Source organism: Sphingomonas populi (genome assembly GCF_004208535.1).
Taxonomy (GTDB): Bacteria; Pseudomonadota; Alphaproteobacteria; order Sphingomonadales; family Sphingomonadaceae; genus Sphingomonas; species Sphingomonas populi.
In genome coordinates this window covers 117463-130858 of the sequence record NZ_SGIS01000006.1, presented here as the reverse complement: position 1 = coordinate 130858, position 13396 = coordinate 117463, and the positions used below count along the sequence as shown (strand labels likewise).

Genomic DNA, 13396 nt, shown 5'->3' with positions numbered 1-13396 from the left:
GACGGCTCCCCTGTTGCACGGCCCTAGCCGCGTTCGACCGGCAGGCCGGCGGCCTTCCAGGCGCCGATGCCGCCAGCGAGATGCGTGTCGATGCTCGACTGCGCACTGGCGCAGCGGTCGAGCGCAAGGCCCGAGCGCTTGCCGCCAGCGCATTGGAGCACGATCGTCTTGCCCGCTGCATCCGGAACATTACGCAGTGCGAAGGTCGAGAGAGGGGCGTTTACTGCGCCCTTGATATGCTCGGCGGCAAACTCGTCGGGTTCGCGCACGTCGACGAGGAGCGCCGAACCGTCGGCCAGCATCGCCTTGAGGGTCTGCGCATCGATTTCGCGGTGCGCCTTGGTCTTGCCGAATCCGAACATGCCCGAGCCTCCTGATTGGATCATCAATTTGTATATTGCATATATCGTGTAATCGTTATATTCAGTCAAGCGCGATATTGAGGCGAGGAACCGATATCATGAACAAACCGAAGATCGTGGTGCTGGGCGCCGGCTTGGGCGGCACCATCGCCGCCTATGAAATCCAGGCCGCCGCCAAGGGCCGCGCCGAAGTCATGATGGTGGCGGACACGGAAACCTATTCGTTCATCCCTTCGAACCCGTGGGTGGCTGTTCGCTGGCGTGAACCCGAGGCGATCCAGGTGCATCTGCCGCCGATCTTCGCCAGGAGGAAGATTGGCTTCACGGCGGTGGGGGCGAAGCGATTGCACGCCACCGAGAAACGCCTTGAACTCAATGACGGCAGCAACATCAATTACGATTATCTCGTAATTGCTACCGGCCCTGATTTAGCGTTCGACGAAATCGAGGGATTGGGGCCGCATGGCGGGCACACCGTTTCGATCTGCCAGACCGCGCACGCCTCGGCTGCGGCGGACGCATTCGATCGGTTCGTCGAAAACCCAGGCCCTATCGTCGTCGGCGCGGTGCAGGGCGCGTCCTGCTATGGCCCGGCTTACGAGTTTGCGCTGATCCTCGACACCGAACTTCGCCGGCGCAAGATCCGCGACAAGGTGCCGATGACCTTCGTCACCGCCGAACCCTATATCGGCCATCTCGGGCTCGACGGCGTCGGCGACACCAAGGGCCTGCTCGAAAGCACCTTGCGCGAGCGCCACATCAAATGGGTCACCAACGCGCGCGTCGCGAAGGTTGAAGCGGGCATGATGCATGTCGAGGAGATCGCGGAAGGGGGCGCAGTCGCCAAGACGCACGATCTGCCGTTCGCATTCTCCATGATGCTGCCGGCTTTCCGCGGCGTGGCGGCCGTGCGCGATATTCCGGGCCTCACCAACCCGCGCGGCTTCATCCTGATCGACAAGCACCAGCGCAATCCGGCCTTCCCGGAAATCTTCGCGCTCGGCGTCTGCGTCGCGATCCCGCCAACCGGGCCGACGCCCGTGCCGGTCGGCGTTCCCAAGACCGGCTTCATGATCGAGAGCATGGTGACCGCGATCGCGGCTAATCTGGACGCGATCCTCGACGGCAAGGAGCCCACCGCCGAGGCGACCTGGAATGCGGTGTGCCTCGCCGACTTTGGCGATGGCGGCGTGGCCTTCGTCGCGCAACCGCAGATCCCACCGCGCAACGTGAATTGGGCGGCGAGCGGCAAATGGGTCCATCTCGCGAAGGTCGGCTTCGAGAAATATTTCCTCAACAAAGTGCGCAAGGGTGAGAGCGAGCCCTTCTACGAGAAGCTCGCGCTCCACGTCATGGGCATCAAGAAGCTTCGTTTTTGAAACCGCATAACAGGAGAATTGCCATGACGATCGACCGCGCTGTTTTCATCTTCCTCGGCTGCGTTGTCCTGCTTGGCGTGACGCTGTCGCTGACCGTCCATCCCTATTGGATCGGCCTGACGATCTTCGCCGGGCTCAACGCGATTCAGACCGGATTTACCGGCTTTTGTCCGGCGGCGATCGTCTTCAAGGCGCTCGGCTTCCGACCAGGCGTCGCCTTCAAATGACGGCCAAGCGCCGCCTTGCGCACATGCTGCTGTGGCTTGCCGCCCCGCTGGCGGTGAGCGGCGCGGCGCAAGCCACCACGCTTGACGAGGCCCTGGCGGCAGCGATCGCGCATGCGCCGGAAATTGCTGCGGCCGACGCAGATGCGGATGCCGCCAAAGCACGGCTCGAGCAGGCGAAAGCGGGCCGGCTGCCGACCGCGACGCTTAGCGGCACGATCGGCTATGGCCGCCTCGATCCGCGCGGCTTCTTCGGACTTGGCGCAGCGAACGTGACCCCGCGCGCCGCGCAAATAACGGTCGAGCAGCCCCTATTCACCGGGGGCAGAGTCAGCGCTGGGGTCGATCAGGCCCGCGCCGGTATCGTCGGCGCCGAGGCGGGGCAGGTCGGCATGCGCAGCCAGCTCGTGATGGCGGTGACCCAAGCCTATGGCGACGTGCTGACGGCCGCGCACATGGTCGATCTCTATGGCCGCCTTGTTATCCAAACGACCGAGATCGAGCGCCAGGCGCGGCTCAAGTTTCGTGCGGGCGAGAGCCCCAGCACCGACGTCTCCCAGGCGAGTGCCCGTCTTGCCGAGGCGCGCGCCGGGCTTGCCCGCGTCGAAGGCATGCAGGTTTCCTCTGCAGCGCATTTCCGTAACCTGACCGGCCTTGAACCGGTAGATCTTCAGCCGCTTCCGTCCAATCCCGTCCTTCCCGCCACGCTCGACGAGGCGATGGATGCGGCAACCCGCAACAATCCCGCGCTGGCGCAGTCCGAAGCCAGCCTACGCGCGGCTCAGGCCGCGGCACGCGGTGCGCGCGCGGAGCGCCTGCCAACGGTTGGTGCCTTTGTGGAAGGCGCCACGGTGCGCGATCAATTCTTTCCCGACTATCGCGCGGACAGCGCGACCGTCGGCATCCGCGCGCGCTGGGAGCTGTTCAGCGGCGGCCGGGTGTCGGGCAAGGTCGCCGAGACGGATAGTAGTTTCCGGGCAGCCGACGCACGGGCAAGGGCCATGCGGATGCAGGTCGAGGAACAGGTCATCTCCGCCTTTCAGGATGTTCGTACGGCGCAGTTGGTCGAACAGGCGGCAACTGAACAGGCCGCCGCCGCTGCGCAGGCGCTCGACAGCATTACCCAAGAGGTTCGGGTCGGCATGAAGCCGCAGCTCGACCTGCTCGACGCCGAACGCGAATCCATAGCCGCCGAGGCTGGCGCGGCGCGCGCGGGTACCGATCGTATCGTCGCCGCCTACCGGCTGCTCAGCCTGCTGGGTCGCTACTGAATCAAAGGATCGCCGCTATGAATAAGGATTGGCCGGAAATGGCCGCGCAACTAACCGGCGCGATCAAGGAAGTCCGCCTTGGCAGCCCAGAGGTCACAAAGGCCTTCTCGGCGATGGCCAGAGCTGCGACCGAGGCGGGAACGCTCGATAGCAAAACCAAGGAACTGATCGCGCTTGCCATCTCTGTGGCGATCCGGTGCGATGGCTGTGTCGCCTTTCACAGCCAGGCGGCGGTCAAGCGGGGCGCGACGCGCGAGGAGATCATGGAGGTGATGGGCATGGCGCTCTACATGGGTGCCGGACCAAGCCTGATGTATGCTGCCCAGGCGGTTGAGGCCTTCGACCAGTTTGCGGCCCAGGCCGGCACCGAGCCGGGGAGTGCATGAGGTCGTGGCGGTGGAGCACGACATGACCGACTTGCCGCTCGAACAGGCCGTCCGCATTGTCGAGGGTGCTGCCGCCGGCGACGTTGCCGTGCACAGCGTCTTTGACGAGGCGACCTTTACCGCGACCCACGTCGTCAGCGATCCGGCAACCCGCAAGGCCGCGATCATCGACAGCGTGCTCGACTTCGACCCCGCGTCGGGGCGAACCTCGCACGAATCCGCTGATCAGATCATTGCCTATGTCGAAGCCGAGGGTTTAGAGATCGAATGGCTGCTCGAGACCCATGTCCATGCTGACCATCTCTCGGCGGCGCCCTATCTGCAGCAGCGCCTGGGCGGCACGCTCGCGATCGGACGCGATATCCTGACGGTGCAATCGACGTTCGGCGCGATCTTCAACGAGGGGCCGGACTTCGCGCGGGACGGATCGCAATTTGATCGCCTGCTACTCGATGGCGAACGCTTCCGGCTTGGATCGCGCGAGGGAATCGCGCTCCATGTCCCCGGGCACACGCCCGCCGATATGGCCTATGTCATCGGTGACGTCGCGTTCGTCGGCGATACGCTGTTCATGCCCGATTATGGCACTGCCCGCGCGGACTTCCCGGGCGGCGACGCCCAGGCATTGTTCCGATCGATCCACCGGCTGCTGGGGCTCCCGGACCGGACCCGGCTGTTCCTTTGCCATGATTACAAGGCGCCGGGGCGTGAGCATTTCATGTGGGAGACGACGGTGGCGGCGGAGCGACAGGGCAATGTCCACGTCCATTCAGGCGTCACCGAGAAGGCGTTCGTCGCGATGCGTGAAGCGCGCGACGCCACGCTTGGTATGCCGCGGCTGATCCTGCCTTCGATCCAGGTCAACATGCGCGGCGGTAACCTTCCCGAGCCGGAGGACAACGGTACGCGCTATCTCAAACTTCCCTTGAACAGTCTCTAACGCGCGCATGCTTGAGTCTGTCCAATATCTGCTGGGCGCCGCTTCGGGCTCCGTCGTCGGTTTCACGCTTGGTCTGGTCGGGGGCGGAGGCTCGATTCTGGCGGTGCCCCTCATGGTCTATCTCGTGGGCGTGGCTTCGCCGCATGTCGCGATCGGCACCAGTGCACTTGCGGTCGCTGCCAATGCCGGCGCCAACCTCATTCCCCATGCCCGGCAGGGCACGATCAAATGGCGCTGCGCAGGCATGTATGCGTTTGCCGGTGTGCTTGGTGCCTATGGCGGTTCGACGCTGGGCAAGGCGTTCGACGGGCAGCACCTGCTCTTTCTGTTCGCGCTGCTCATGCTGGTGGTCGGCGCGCTGATGCTGCGCAATCGCGGCAATTTGGGAAATCCCGACGTTCAGTGCCGGCGCGAAAATGCCCCCAAGGTCATTGCCTATGGCAGCGCGACGGGACTGTTCTCGGGCTTCTTCGGCATTGGCGGCGGCTTCCTGATCGTGCCTGGCCTCATGGCCTCCACCGGCATGCCGATGATCAATGCGGTTGGCTCCTCACTCGTCGCAGTGACAGCCTTTGGCCTGACGACGGCGCTCAACTACGCCTTTTCCGGGCTGATTGATTGGGGCCTGGCCGCGACCTTCATCGGCGGCGGTATCATCGGCGGTGTCATTGGGGCAGCCGCATCCAAGCAGTTGTCCGCCCGCAAGGGTCTTCTCAACAGTGTCTTCGCGGTGCTGATCTTCTGCGTCGCCCTCTACATGCTCTGGAAAAGCTGGGCCGCAATGTGACATCTGCGTCAGGAGGATCGTCGAGAAACCCGCCCGCTCCTGCGCGCCGATCGTCGCGAGAACGGGCGAAAACCATTTACGTCGCCTGGGAGTACCCGGCCGTCTGCGGTTGGTGGCTGAGATGATTGGACACAACGGGTTGCGGTGGGTGACGGACGAACGCTCGCCTTGCGATATTCAATGCTGATGCCGGCTGCACTCCGATTCTGGTAATGCGACGCCAAGACCGTTGGTATTGCTTCTCGGAATCAGGGTGTTAGTCTGGCCCCGCGCCGCGAGGGCGGCGCCGAGGCATGAGAACCTCGCTTCTGGTCGCGGTGGGGAAGCTGCGCCGGGATGCACGGCGATCGCCAGGGTGGTGTTGAGCTGGATGCGGTCGCACCAGGGGGACAGCACCGCCTCGACGATAGCGAGAATCAAACGATGTTGGACCAGCGCCGCCGCGTGCGGCGACCGGAAGGCGACCGAACCGCTTCGTCGTCGTGCCGTAGAAGCCGCCCTGGCCGAACGGTGTGCGGTCAAAATCGCCGGCGAGGTCATCGCCGAGCGCGCCAATCGTGGCTGGCGGCAGCGCGTTGGGGAGGATGCAATAGCCTTGGGCCATCAGGTCTGCGGTGTGGCGCGCGATCTCGCCGGAAACGTCGATCGTGTCGCTCATGATCCGTCTCCCCCGCGTCAGGCCGCGACGCGTCGGTCGACGCGCAGCGCGGCAGCCGTGGCACGGCCGGACTCGAGCAGGCTCGGCGTTTCCGGGGTGATTTCGGTGCGGAGCGCCGCCAGCATCGTGCCGTCGATGATGCGCGGCAGCCCGAGCGGCATGCAGCGCCAGCCAAAGGCGAGGATCTGCTGGAACCAGCCCATCTCGGCGATAGCGCTGTACGCGGTGATGCCCGCCGCCAGCGCATGATCGACCAGCGCGGTTACCAGCATGTCGCGCACCTGGCGGCGCTCGCGCGCGCTCAGCCCGCGATCGAGGCAGAAGCGCGTGATCTCGAAGATGTCGGCGGCCTGCGGCGGCGCCTCGTCGCACAGTTCTGCATAGAGGCTGTCGAGGATATGCGGCCGTGTCGTCGGCAGGAGCCGGGCCGATCCGAGATGGGTGCCGTCGGGGTCGGCGAGGATCAGATAGGTTGCGTGGACATCGTCGAACTGGTCGATCTCATAGCGGCCATCAAGGACCGGTACGTCCCACTTTAGCAGATCGACGAAGACCGACTTGCGGGCCGCGAACATCGACCGCAGGACCGCGTCCGAAACCGGGCGCGCTGCGGATTGAACAACATACAGCATGTGAGTGGCTCCCTGACCATGATCGGCCAAGGGTCACTCCGCTACGGGGCACGCCGCTATCCCGGAAAAGGGTAATATCGGCGGCGAAAGATATCGGCGAAGGTCAGCGTTCCGTCGAAGAGCGTCAGGATCACCAGATATGTCCGCTTGTTCACACCGTAGCGCTCGCAAGCCTGCTTGATATGGCGGGCAACCGTCTCCTCGCCGACCCCCAGGATTTGGCTGATTTCCCAGTCGCTCTTGCCCCGCGCGACCCAGAGCACGCAGTCGCGCTGGCGGTCGGTGAGGACCGGCCGCAGCGGCATCTGGAGGCCTCCGCGCATTGCCCAGAGCCGCCGCGCGCCTCGCCGGGCACATGCGCCGGGACCGTATTGCCTGGCATGTGCGGGCCAGTAGCGTCACCCGTGGCGTCCGTCCCGAACCGCTTGCATGGGGGCTTCACTCTCGCCGAGAATCCGCGCCGAGCCGCGCTGCGCCCGAGGCCCGGATCATCTGGCATGCCGATCTCGATCCGGCAACGATTGCCGTCGCCGCCATCCCCGCGGATCGGGCGGATCCTGACAGCCTGGATGTTGACCTCATCGCGCCCTGGCTCGCCATCGCGATCGACGGGCAGGAACGCGAACGTGCCGTCCTTTCCGATGGCTGGCATCACATCCGGTTCGACGTCGAGGAAGGCCGTCTGTCGGGACAGCAAGCCGTCCTACTGCACTTCAGATTGCAGGGCATCGTCTCTTCGGAGCGAAGATTGCTACCGCTGCGCCGATTTCTCGACCTGTGTCGCAGGCGACGGCTCGCGCGCTCGTTGTTTCCGCCCGATCCCCAGATCGCGCGCCTTATCGATATGCTCCGCGTCCATGATGCGCTCAAGGATGGCGCCAGCCAGCGCGAGATTGGAGCCGCGCTGTTCGGCGAGGAACGGATTGCGCAAGATTGGAACGCTGCGTCCGATTCACTTCGCTCGCGGGTCCGTCGCCTGGCGCGAATTCGGTGCCGACCAGCCGGGGGAAGCCGGTCGGCACCGAGCGCTGGCTTACCGGGGCGACAGTTTCGCCAGCGCAGCCTTGTAAGCTTCGTAATGCGTGCCTTCGTCGACCGCGATCTGGCGGAACATGGCCGCGACTTTGACGTCGCCATCGGCCTCGGCCTGCTTGGCGAAATCGATATACATGGTGACGTTCTCGTAATGCTCGCCGGCCATCGCATCTTCGAGATTGGCGCTGTTCGCACCGCCGAGTTGCACTGCCTGGGCTTCGCGATCGAAATGCTCATTGGCCTCAATGTTCGCCGACTCTCGGAACAGCCTGGCGAGTTCCGGCTTGCCCGCAGCCTCGGCCTGGTCGGCGTAGCGAAGATATTTGAGGTTGGCATAGGCCTCGCCGTGCATCGCGGCCTCGAGATTGGCGCGCGTCTGTGCCGAAAGCGGCTTCGGCTCGGGGGGAGCGGCCATGGCGCTGGTGGAGAGAAGGGCGGCAGCGCAGGTCGCCGCCGAGAGCAGGATTCGGTTCATGATGAAAACTCCGGGTTGCGCCGAGAGCGGCGACAACCGGCATCTCGACCGAAGTCCTGACGCATCCCTGACGTTGCTTCGAAAATAACTTCGAAGTGCTGGTCAATTTCTATTTCACTGCCCTGTCAGCTTTTCGTCAGCGGCGAGGACCAGATCGATCGAGCCGGGCGCATCGCCCCATCTCCGACGATCAAGGATTGCCCCATGAAGCGTTCTCTTATGCTCAAGCTCGTTTTGACCGCATCTGCCCTTTCCATCACGTCCATCGCCGTTGCAGCGCCCGTGTGCACCAATGTGCCGCAGGCGAAGTGGCTGACGCCGGCGCAGATGAAGGCGAAGATCGCCAAGATGGGCTACCGCGACATCAAGGTCTTCCAGGTTTCGGGTAGCTGCTACGAAATCTACGCCCACACCAAGGACGGCAAGCGCGCCGAAGTCTATTTCAACCCGGTGACCGGCGCCGTCGTTCAGAACAACGTCGATTGATCATGGCTGAGGTTGGCGCCGCTCCGCTCGCTGTCCCTGCTGTCCCGGGCAAAGTTCGGGTCAGAGTGTGGGATCCGCTCGTCCGCATCTTTCACTGGACCGTCGCGGGCGGCGTCATCGCCAACCTGACCTTCCTGCGCCACGAGGAGGCGCCGCATATCTATGTTGGATATGCCGTCGTGGCGGCGCTCGCCATTCGGCTCGGCTGGGGCTTCGTGGCGCGCGGACATGCCCGCTTCGCCAGCTTCGTGCCGGGGCCGCGACGGCTGCTCGGCTATTTCGGAGCCATGATGCGGCATCGCGAACCGCGTTACGTCGGCCATAACCCCGCCGGCGCGGCGATGATCGTCTTGCTCATGGCGCTGCTCGCCACGGTTGGCACGACCGGGTGGATGATGGGCCTCGACGCCTTTTGGGGCGTCGCCTGGGTCGAAACGCTGCACGAGGTCACAGCCAACCTGTTGATCGGCGCGGTCGCGCTGCATGTGATCGGCGCTATCGTCGAGAGTGTACGTCACCGCGAGAATCTGCCGCTCGCGATGATTACCGGCTACAAGCGTGCCGCGGAGGGGACGGATATCGACCATGCGCCTGTTGCTCGTTGAAGATAATGCCCGGCTGGCGAGCCTGATCCGGGAAGGCCTCGACCGGCAGGGCTTTGCGGTCGACTGGTGCGAAACCGTCGACGGCGCCGAGCATGCGCTCAGGATCAATGATTATGATCTGATGCTGCTCGACCTTGGTCTGCCCGATGGGGAAGGCCTCGATCTCGTCCGATCCTTGCGTCGGCGCCAGGATATGATGCCGATCCTGGTCCTGACGGCGCGTGGTGGACTCGACGACCGGGTGATGGGCCTCGATGCCGGTGCGGACGACTATCTGGTCAAGCCGTTCCAGATCCCCGAGCTGGCGGCGCGTTGCCGTGCCTTGTTGCGGCGCCCCGGCGCTTCACTTGGCACCCATCTGACCGCCGGCAATATCATCCTCGATTCGGCCGAGCGCTCGGTGACGGTCGGGGGAACACCGGTCGACGCCACGCCACGCGAAGTCGACTTGCTCGAATGCCTGCTCCGGCGCGCGGGGCATGTTGTTGCCAAACCAGCGCTCGAAGGCGCGCTTTATTCGATGGATGCCGAGGTTACGCCGAACGCGCTCGAGGCGTGCGTGTCGCGGCTGCGCAAACGCCTGACCTCCGCCGCCGTTGACGTGCAGATCCGCACCGTCCACGGTGTCGGCTATGCCTTGTTCGCCCCCGCCACCGCCCATGGATAAGGCCGGCAATCGCAAGCGAGGGCCGACGGGACCGACCCTGTTCCGCCAGATTGCGACCCGGCTCGCCGGGTTTACGCTCCTATTTGCGTTGCTCGACGTTGCGATCGTGGTGTTCACCTATAGCAGCCAGCCGGAATCGCTCGCGCAGGAACTGCTGACGCTGGAGGCCGGAAAAGCGCAATCCGCGACCGCCCTGGCACCCGATTTCCTTGCCGGCCCCCCGGGGGCCGAACGCTGGTCGGCGCGCTATGTCGACCAGCAGGAGGTAGCCGCAGCGCAGCCAATGATTGGGTCGGTCTCTTCCCCCGGTACCCTGATGGACTGGACAAGGCGGGAGCGGGTGCCAGCCGGCTACCGGATAACGGGCGTTCGCTCGGTTGTTCAGGACGGCCAACGACGCTGGCTGTTCATGCAGTTCGAAGGCGACGGCATCCGGCCTTATGTTCCCGTCATCGTCAACGAGATCGTCCAGCATGTCGCGCTGCCGCTGATCCCGCTGTCGGCGCTGCTGCTGCTGTTCAACGTCGTCGCGGTTCGGCGGGTTCTCACGCCGCTCAAGCGGGCTGAGGCGGAAGTCGATGCACTCCATCCCGAAAACGGTCTGTCGCGCTTGTCGGAGGTGACCGAGCCGCGCGAGGTGAATACCCTCGTCCGTGCCGTCAACCGCGCGCTGACGCGCCTTGATGAATCGATGGCGATCCTGCGCGGCTTCACCGCCAACGCGGCCCATGAACTGCGCACGCCGCTGTCGATCATGCAATTGTCGCTCGACCGGCTGCCACCGAGCGAGGTGCGCGACGAACTGCAGGCCGATACCCAGCATATGACCCGCCTGGTCGGCCAGATGCTCGATCTGGCCCAGGCCGACGCGCTTGCGGTCGAGCCATGTATGCTGGTCGATCTCGCCGAGATTGGGCGCGATGTCGTGGCGATGATGGCGCCGAAGGTGTTCGCCGCAAACCGCGACCTGAGATTCGAGGCGAACGGCGAGACTATGGTGCTGGGCCATGCCGAAGCGATCACCCGCATCTATCGCAACCTCATCGACAATGCGCTGGCGCACGCGCCCGGCGACACGCCGATCGATGTGACCGCGGGTCCGGGTCCCCAACTGAGCGTGCGTGATTATGGACACGGCATATCAGACGAGGATCTGCCGCACATCTTCGAACGGTTCTGGCGCAAGGACCGCCGCAAGACCGATGGCGCGGGTCTTGGCCTCGGCATCGTCCAGCGGCTCGCGCAGGCGCACGGCGGTGCCGTCACCGTCGAGCGTCCGGCCGGGCACAGAACCTTGTTCCGCGTTTCGTTCGCCGCGTCGCCGCAAGCCTGATAGAGCTAGGTGCGTCGGGATCGAGGATCAAACTGCTTACATATCTTCTCCTTTTTGTCATCGTGCTCGGCGTGAACCTGATGCCGGCATTCGGGCCGCCGACATGGTCGATCATCGTCCTGTTCGGGCTCGGCACGCAGATGCCCACGCCGGCGATCATCCTGACGGGAGCACTCGCGGCAGCGTCGGGCCGGTTCCTGCTTGCGCTTGGCTTCCGGCTTCTCGGCAACCGCGTGTCGGTACGAACGCGGCGCAACCTTGCGGCAGCGCGTGGCGCTTTGGAACGGAACAAGCGCGGTGGCCTTGTCGCGCTGGCACTCTTTGCACTTTCGCCGGTACCATCCGCGCAACTTTTCGAAGCCGCCGGATTGACGCGAGTGCGACTGGTCGGCTTCACAATCGCTTTCTTCGCCGGACGGATCATTTCCTATTCGATCTACGCATTCACCGCGAAGACCATTCAGAAATCTTCGATGGGCGACGTCCTCCTCAATGCTTTCACCAGCCCGGCCAGCATCGTCATTCAGGTTCTGATGATCGTCGCACTTGTTGGCCTTACCCGGATCGACTGGGCGAAACATCTTGGAGGAAACGCTCCGCCAGACCGCTGATAGCGCCAGGCGTCAGGTCTCCGTCAGAAGTCGAGCCCAGGATCACCGCACCACGGAGGTGATCATGTCTGACATATCGACTGCCAATTCACAGCCATCAGCAACGATCCGCGTTTGGGATCTGCCCGTGCGGCTGTTCCATTGGCTGCTCGTCGCCACGATCCTGGTGGCATTCCTGTCCTCGGAAGAAGACAGCGCGCTTGCGCCTTGGCATGTCCCCGCGGGCTGGGTCGCCGCCTTGCTTATCGCATTCCGTCTCGTCTGGGGTCTTGTGGGCGGCGAGCATGCCCGCTTCGTCAACTTCCTGAAGCCCGATCAGCTCGCGCACCATCTTCGCGGCCTGTTCATTGGCAAGCCCGAGCGATCGGTTGGGCATAATGCGCTTGGCGGCCTGGCGATCGTCGCCTTGCTCGGTACGGTCGGCGGCATCGTCTATAGCGGCGCGACGATGCAGGGCGAAGGCGGCGAGGGAGTCCACGAAGCGCTGGCGAATGTCCTTCTCGGTCTGATCGCGCTGCACGTCGTCGCGGTCCTCGCCATGTCGCTCATCACGCGCGACAACCTGATCCGCGCCTTCATCACCGGCCGCAAGCGTGCGGCCCTGCATCCGGGCGTACCCGACGCCCGGCCGCCCGCCACGCTCGCAGTTCCGCTCGCCGTGGTCGCCATTGGTGCTTCTACTTATGGAGCACTGGCGCTCGACCCTCTAGCCTTCACCCCGGGTGCGCATGCCGAGCCGGGCGAACGGGGCGAAGGCGCGGCTGCGAAGGGCGAACATGACGATGACTAGGCTTCACCTCAATCCCGAACGCCATCTCGTCTCGCGGATCGGCTGGCTTCGCGCGGCGGTGCTCGGCGCGAACGACGGCATCGTCTCGACCGCAAGCCTGATCATCGGCGTAGCGGCAGCGGCCGCGAAACCGGCCGACATATTGGTGGCGGGCGTTGCCGGCCTCGTCGCAGGTGCGATGTCGATGGCCGCGGGCGAATATGTTTCGGTCAGCTCCCAGTCGGATACCGAGCGAGCCGACCTCGCACGCGAGCGCGGCGAACTGGCCGACAATGTCGAGGCCGAGGTGCACGAACTCGCCGGTATTTATGTCAAGCGTGGCGTCGACCCGGCGACCGCCGACACCGTCGCGCGCCAGTTGATGGCGAAGGATGCGCTCGCCGCCCATGCCCATGACGAACTCGGTATTTCGGAGATGACGACAGCGCGACCGATCCAGGCAGCGCTGACCTCGGCCGCGACCTTCACCGCCGGCGCCGCCCTGCCGCTGGCGATCGTGATCATTGCGCCCGGCGGCTGGCTGGTCGTGATCGAAGCGATTGCCTCGCTCCTGTTCCTTGCTCTGCTCGGCGGGGTTGGCGCGCGGGCGGGCGGAGCGCCGGTGTGGACCGCAACGCTGCGCGTGACATTCTGGGGCGCGCTGGCGATGGCGGCGACTGCGGGGATCGGATTGATGGTCGGAACGGCAGTATGATGCCGTCGCGCCATCCCCGCGACCTTTCCACCCCGCCGCCCACGCGCTTGCGCGAGTGACA

General features: G+C 64.7%; 18 protein-coding genes and 1 pseudogene. 14 read left to right on the top strand and 5 right to left on the bottom strand.

Annotated features, from left to right (window positions below; genetic code table 11):
- Positions 1 to 23: 23 nt before the first annotated feature.
- Positions 24 to 362, bottom strand: a complete 339-nt coding sequence (locus tag EWE75_RS05835) for a rhodanese-like domain-containing protein (protein ID WP_033965246.1) — start codon at positions 360 to 362, stop codon at positions 24 to 26.
- A 98-nt stretch (positions 363 to 460) separates the two neighbouring features.
- Here EWE75_RS05835 and EWE75_RS05830 point away from each other — a divergent pair, with 98 nt between their 5' ends.
- From EWE75_RS05830 to EWE75_RS05805, 6 genes are read left to right on the top strand one after another with little or no spacing between them, the layout of a single operon-like run.
- Complete coding sequence (locus EWE75_RS05830; protein ID WP_130155720.1) at positions 461 to 1741, top strand: NAD(P)/FAD-dependent oxidoreductase; 1281 nt, start codon at positions 461 to 463, stop codon at positions 1739 to 1741.
- A gap of 23 nt (positions 1742 to 1764) precedes the next feature.
- Positions 1765 to 1968, top strand: coding sequence for a YgaP family membrane protein (locus EWE75_RS05825; protein ID WP_033965221.1), 204 nt, complete (start codon positions 1765 to 1767; stop codon positions 1966 to 1968).
- A 53-nt stretch (positions 1969 to 2021) separates the two neighbouring features.
- Positions 2022 to 3236 carry a TolC family protein gene (locus EWE75_RS05820; RefSeq protein ID WP_231708236.1) on the top strand — a complete coding sequence of 405 codons (1215 nt, stop codon included), beginning with the start codon at positions 2022 to 2024 and terminating at the stop codon, positions 3234 to 3236.
- A gap of 17 nt (positions 3237 to 3253) precedes the next feature.
- Positions 3254 to 3622, top strand: a complete 369-nt coding sequence (locus EWE75_RS05815) for a carboxymuconolactone decarboxylase family protein (protein ID WP_130155718.1) — start codon at positions 3254 to 3256, stop codon at positions 3620 to 3622.
- Positions 3623 to 3644: 22 nt separating this feature from the next.
- Positions 3645 to 4562, top strand: coding sequence for an MBL fold metallo-hydrolase (locus EWE75_RS05810; protein WP_130155717.1), 918 nt, complete (start codon positions 3645 to 3647; stop codon positions 4560 to 4562).
- Positions 4563 to 4569: 7 nt separating this feature from the next.
- Positions 4570 to 5349 (top strand): sulfite exporter TauE/SafE family protein, encoded by a 780-nt coding sequence (locus tag EWE75_RS05805; protein WP_130155716.1) that lies wholly within the window; start codon positions 4570 to 4572, stop codon positions 5347 to 5349.
- A 256-nt stretch (positions 5350 to 5605) separates the two neighbouring features.
- Here EWE75_RS05805 and EWE75_RS05800 read toward each other — a convergent pair whose 3' ends face one another.
- From EWE75_RS05800 to EWE75_RS05790, 3 genes are read right to left on the bottom strand one after another with little or no spacing between them, the layout of a single operon-like run.
- Positions 5606 to 6007, bottom strand: a complete 402-nt coding sequence (locus EWE75_RS05800) for a hypothetical protein (RefSeq protein WP_130155715.1) — start codon at positions 6005 to 6007, stop codon at positions 5606 to 5608.
- Between the two features lie 17 nt (positions 6008 to 6024).
- Positions 6025 to 6639: an acyl-homoserine-lactone synthase gene (locus EWE75_RS05795; RefSeq protein ID WP_130155714.1), complete on the bottom strand. Its 615-nt coding sequence runs from the start codon at positions 6637 to 6639 to the stop codon at positions 6025 to 6027.
- 56 nt (positions 6640 to 6695) lie between these two features.
- Complete coding sequence (locus tag EWE75_RS05790) at positions 6696 to 6944, bottom strand: helix-turn-helix transcriptional regulator (protein WP_427915772.1); 249 nt, start codon at positions 6942 to 6944, stop codon at positions 6696 to 6698.
- Between the two features lie 50 nt (positions 6945 to 6994).
- Between EWE75_RS05790 and EWE75_RS26225 the strand changes: the two are divergent.
- Positions 6995 to 7564: pseudogene (locus tag EWE75_RS26225) on the top strand (DNA -binding domain-containing protein); the annotation flags it as partial.
- 108 nt (positions 7565 to 7672) lie between these two features.
- On the opposite strand, the gene EWE75_RS05780 reads toward EWE75_RS26225, so the two are convergent.
- A complete protein-coding gene (locus EWE75_RS05780) occupies positions 7673 to 8149 on the bottom strand; it encodes a rubrerythrin family protein (RefSeq protein ID WP_206364691.1) in 477 nt (158 codons plus the stop codon).
- Positions 8150 to 8353: 204 nt separating this feature from the next.
- Here EWE75_RS05780 and EWE75_RS05775 point away from each other — a divergent pair, with 204 nt between their 5' ends.
- The 7 genes from EWE75_RS05775 to EWE75_RS05745 all read left to right on the top strand — a co-directional run bounded on the left by EWE75_RS05775 (position 8354) and on the right by EWE75_RS05745 (position 13335).
- Positions 8354 to 8635 carry a PepSY domain-containing protein gene (locus EWE75_RS05775; protein ID WP_130155713.1) on the top strand — a complete coding sequence of 94 codons (282 nt, stop codon included), beginning with the start codon at positions 8354 to 8356 and terminating at the stop codon, positions 8633 to 8635.
- A gap of 65 nt (positions 8636 to 8700) precedes the next feature.
- Complete coding sequence (locus tag EWE75_RS05770) at positions 8701 to 9240, top strand: cytochrome b/b6 domain-containing protein (protein WP_231708234.1); 540 nt, start codon at positions 8701 to 8703, stop codon at positions 9238 to 9240.
- A complete protein-coding gene (locus EWE75_RS05765) occupies positions 9221 to 9907 on the top strand; it encodes a response regulator (RefSeq protein ID WP_130155711.1) in 687 nt (228 codons plus the stop codon). The genes EWE75_RS05770 and EWE75_RS05765 overlap by 20 nt, the downstream gene beginning before the upstream one ends.
- Complete coding sequence (locus tag EWE75_RS05760; protein WP_130155710.1) at positions 9900 to 11240, top strand: sensor histidine kinase; 1341 nt, start codon at positions 9900 to 9902, stop codon at positions 11238 to 11240. Before EWE75_RS05765 ends, EWE75_RS05760 begins: the two co-directional genes overlap by 8 nt.
- A gap of 80 nt (positions 11241 to 11320) precedes the next feature.
- Complete coding sequence (locus EWE75_RS05755; RefSeq protein ID WP_231708239.1) at positions 11321 to 11851, top strand: VTT domain-containing protein; 531 nt, start codon at positions 11321 to 11323, stop codon at positions 11849 to 11851.
- A 64-nt stretch (positions 11852 to 11915) separates the two neighbouring features.
- Complete coding sequence (locus EWE75_RS05750) at positions 11916 to 12641, top strand: cytochrome b/b6 domain-containing protein (protein ID WP_130155708.1); 726 nt, start codon at positions 11916 to 11918, stop codon at positions 12639 to 12641.
- Complete coding sequence (locus tag EWE75_RS05745; protein WP_130155769.1) at positions 12634 to 13335, top strand: VIT1/CCC1 transporter family protein; 702 nt, start codon at positions 12634 to 12636, stop codon at positions 13333 to 13335. Before EWE75_RS05750 ends, EWE75_RS05745 begins: the two co-directional genes overlap by 8 nt.
- Positions 13336 to 13396 lie beyond the last annotated feature (61 nt).

Excerpts from the sequence above, each read along its gene's own strand:
- EWE75_RS05815 (WP_130155718.1), top strand. The coding sequence starts at position 3,254 with ATGAATAAGGATTGGCCGGAAATGGCCGCGCAACTAACCGGCGCGATC.
- EWE75_RS05790 (WP_427915772.1), bottom strand. The coding sequence starts at position 6,944 with ATGCCGCTGCGGCCGGTCCTCACCGACCGCCAGCGCGACTGCGTGCTC.
- EWE75_RS05830 (WP_130155720.1), top strand. The coding sequence starts at position 461 with ATGAACAAACCGAAGATCGTGGTGCTGGGCGCCGGCTTGGGCGGCACC.
- EWE75_RS05810 (WP_130155717.1), top strand. The coding sequence starts at position 3,645 with ATGACCGACTTGCCGCTCGAACAGGCCGTCCGCATTGTCGAGGGTGCT.
- EWE75_RS05750 (WP_130155708.1), top strand. The coding sequence starts at position 11,916 with ATGTCTGACATATCGACTGCCAATTCACAGCCATCAGCAACGATCCGC.
- EWE75_RS05760 (WP_130155710.1), top strand. The coding sequence starts at position 9,900 with ATGGATAAGGCCGGCAATCGCAAGCGAGGGCCGACGGGACCGACCCTG.
- EWE75_RS05805 (WP_130155716.1), top strand. The coding sequence starts at position 4,570 with ATGCTTGAGTCTGTCCAATATCTGCTGGGCGCCGCTTCGGGCTCCGTC.
- EWE75_RS05765 (WP_130155711.1), top strand. The coding sequence starts at position 9,221 with ATGCGCCTGTTGCTCGTTGAAGATAATGCCCGGCTGGCGAGCCTGATC.
- EWE75_RS05775 (WP_130155713.1), top strand. The coding sequence starts at position 8,354 with ATGAAGCGTTCTCTTATGCTCAAGCTCGTTTTGACCGCATCTGCCCTT.
- EWE75_RS05795 (WP_130155714.1), bottom strand. The coding sequence starts at position 6,639 with ATGCTGTATGTTGTTCAATCCGCAGCGCGCCCGGTTTCGGACGCGGTC.
- EWE75_RS05755 (WP_231708239.1), top strand. The coding sequence starts at position 11,321 with ATGCCGGCATTCGGGCCGCCGACATGGTCGATCATCGTCCTGTTCGGG.
- EWE75_RS05835 (WP_033965246.1), bottom strand. The coding sequence starts at position 362 with ATGTTCGGATTCGGCAAGACCAAGGCGCACCGCGAAATCGATGCGCAG.
- EWE75_RS05825 (WP_033965221.1), top strand. The coding sequence starts at position 1,765 with ATGACGATCGACCGCGCTGTTTTCATCTTCCTCGGCTGCGTTGTCCTG.
- EWE75_RS05800 (WP_130155715.1), bottom strand. The coding sequence starts at position 6,007 with ATGAGCGACACGATCGACGTTTCCGGCGAGATCGCGCGCCACACCGCA.
- EWE75_RS05780 (WP_206364691.1), bottom strand. The coding sequence starts at position 8,149 with ATGAACCGAATCCTGCTCTCGGCGGCGACCTGCGCTGCCGCCCTTCTC.
- EWE75_RS05745 (WP_130155769.1), top strand. The coding sequence starts at position 12,634 with ATGACTAGGCTTCACCTCAATCCCGAACGCCATCTCGTCTCGCGGATC.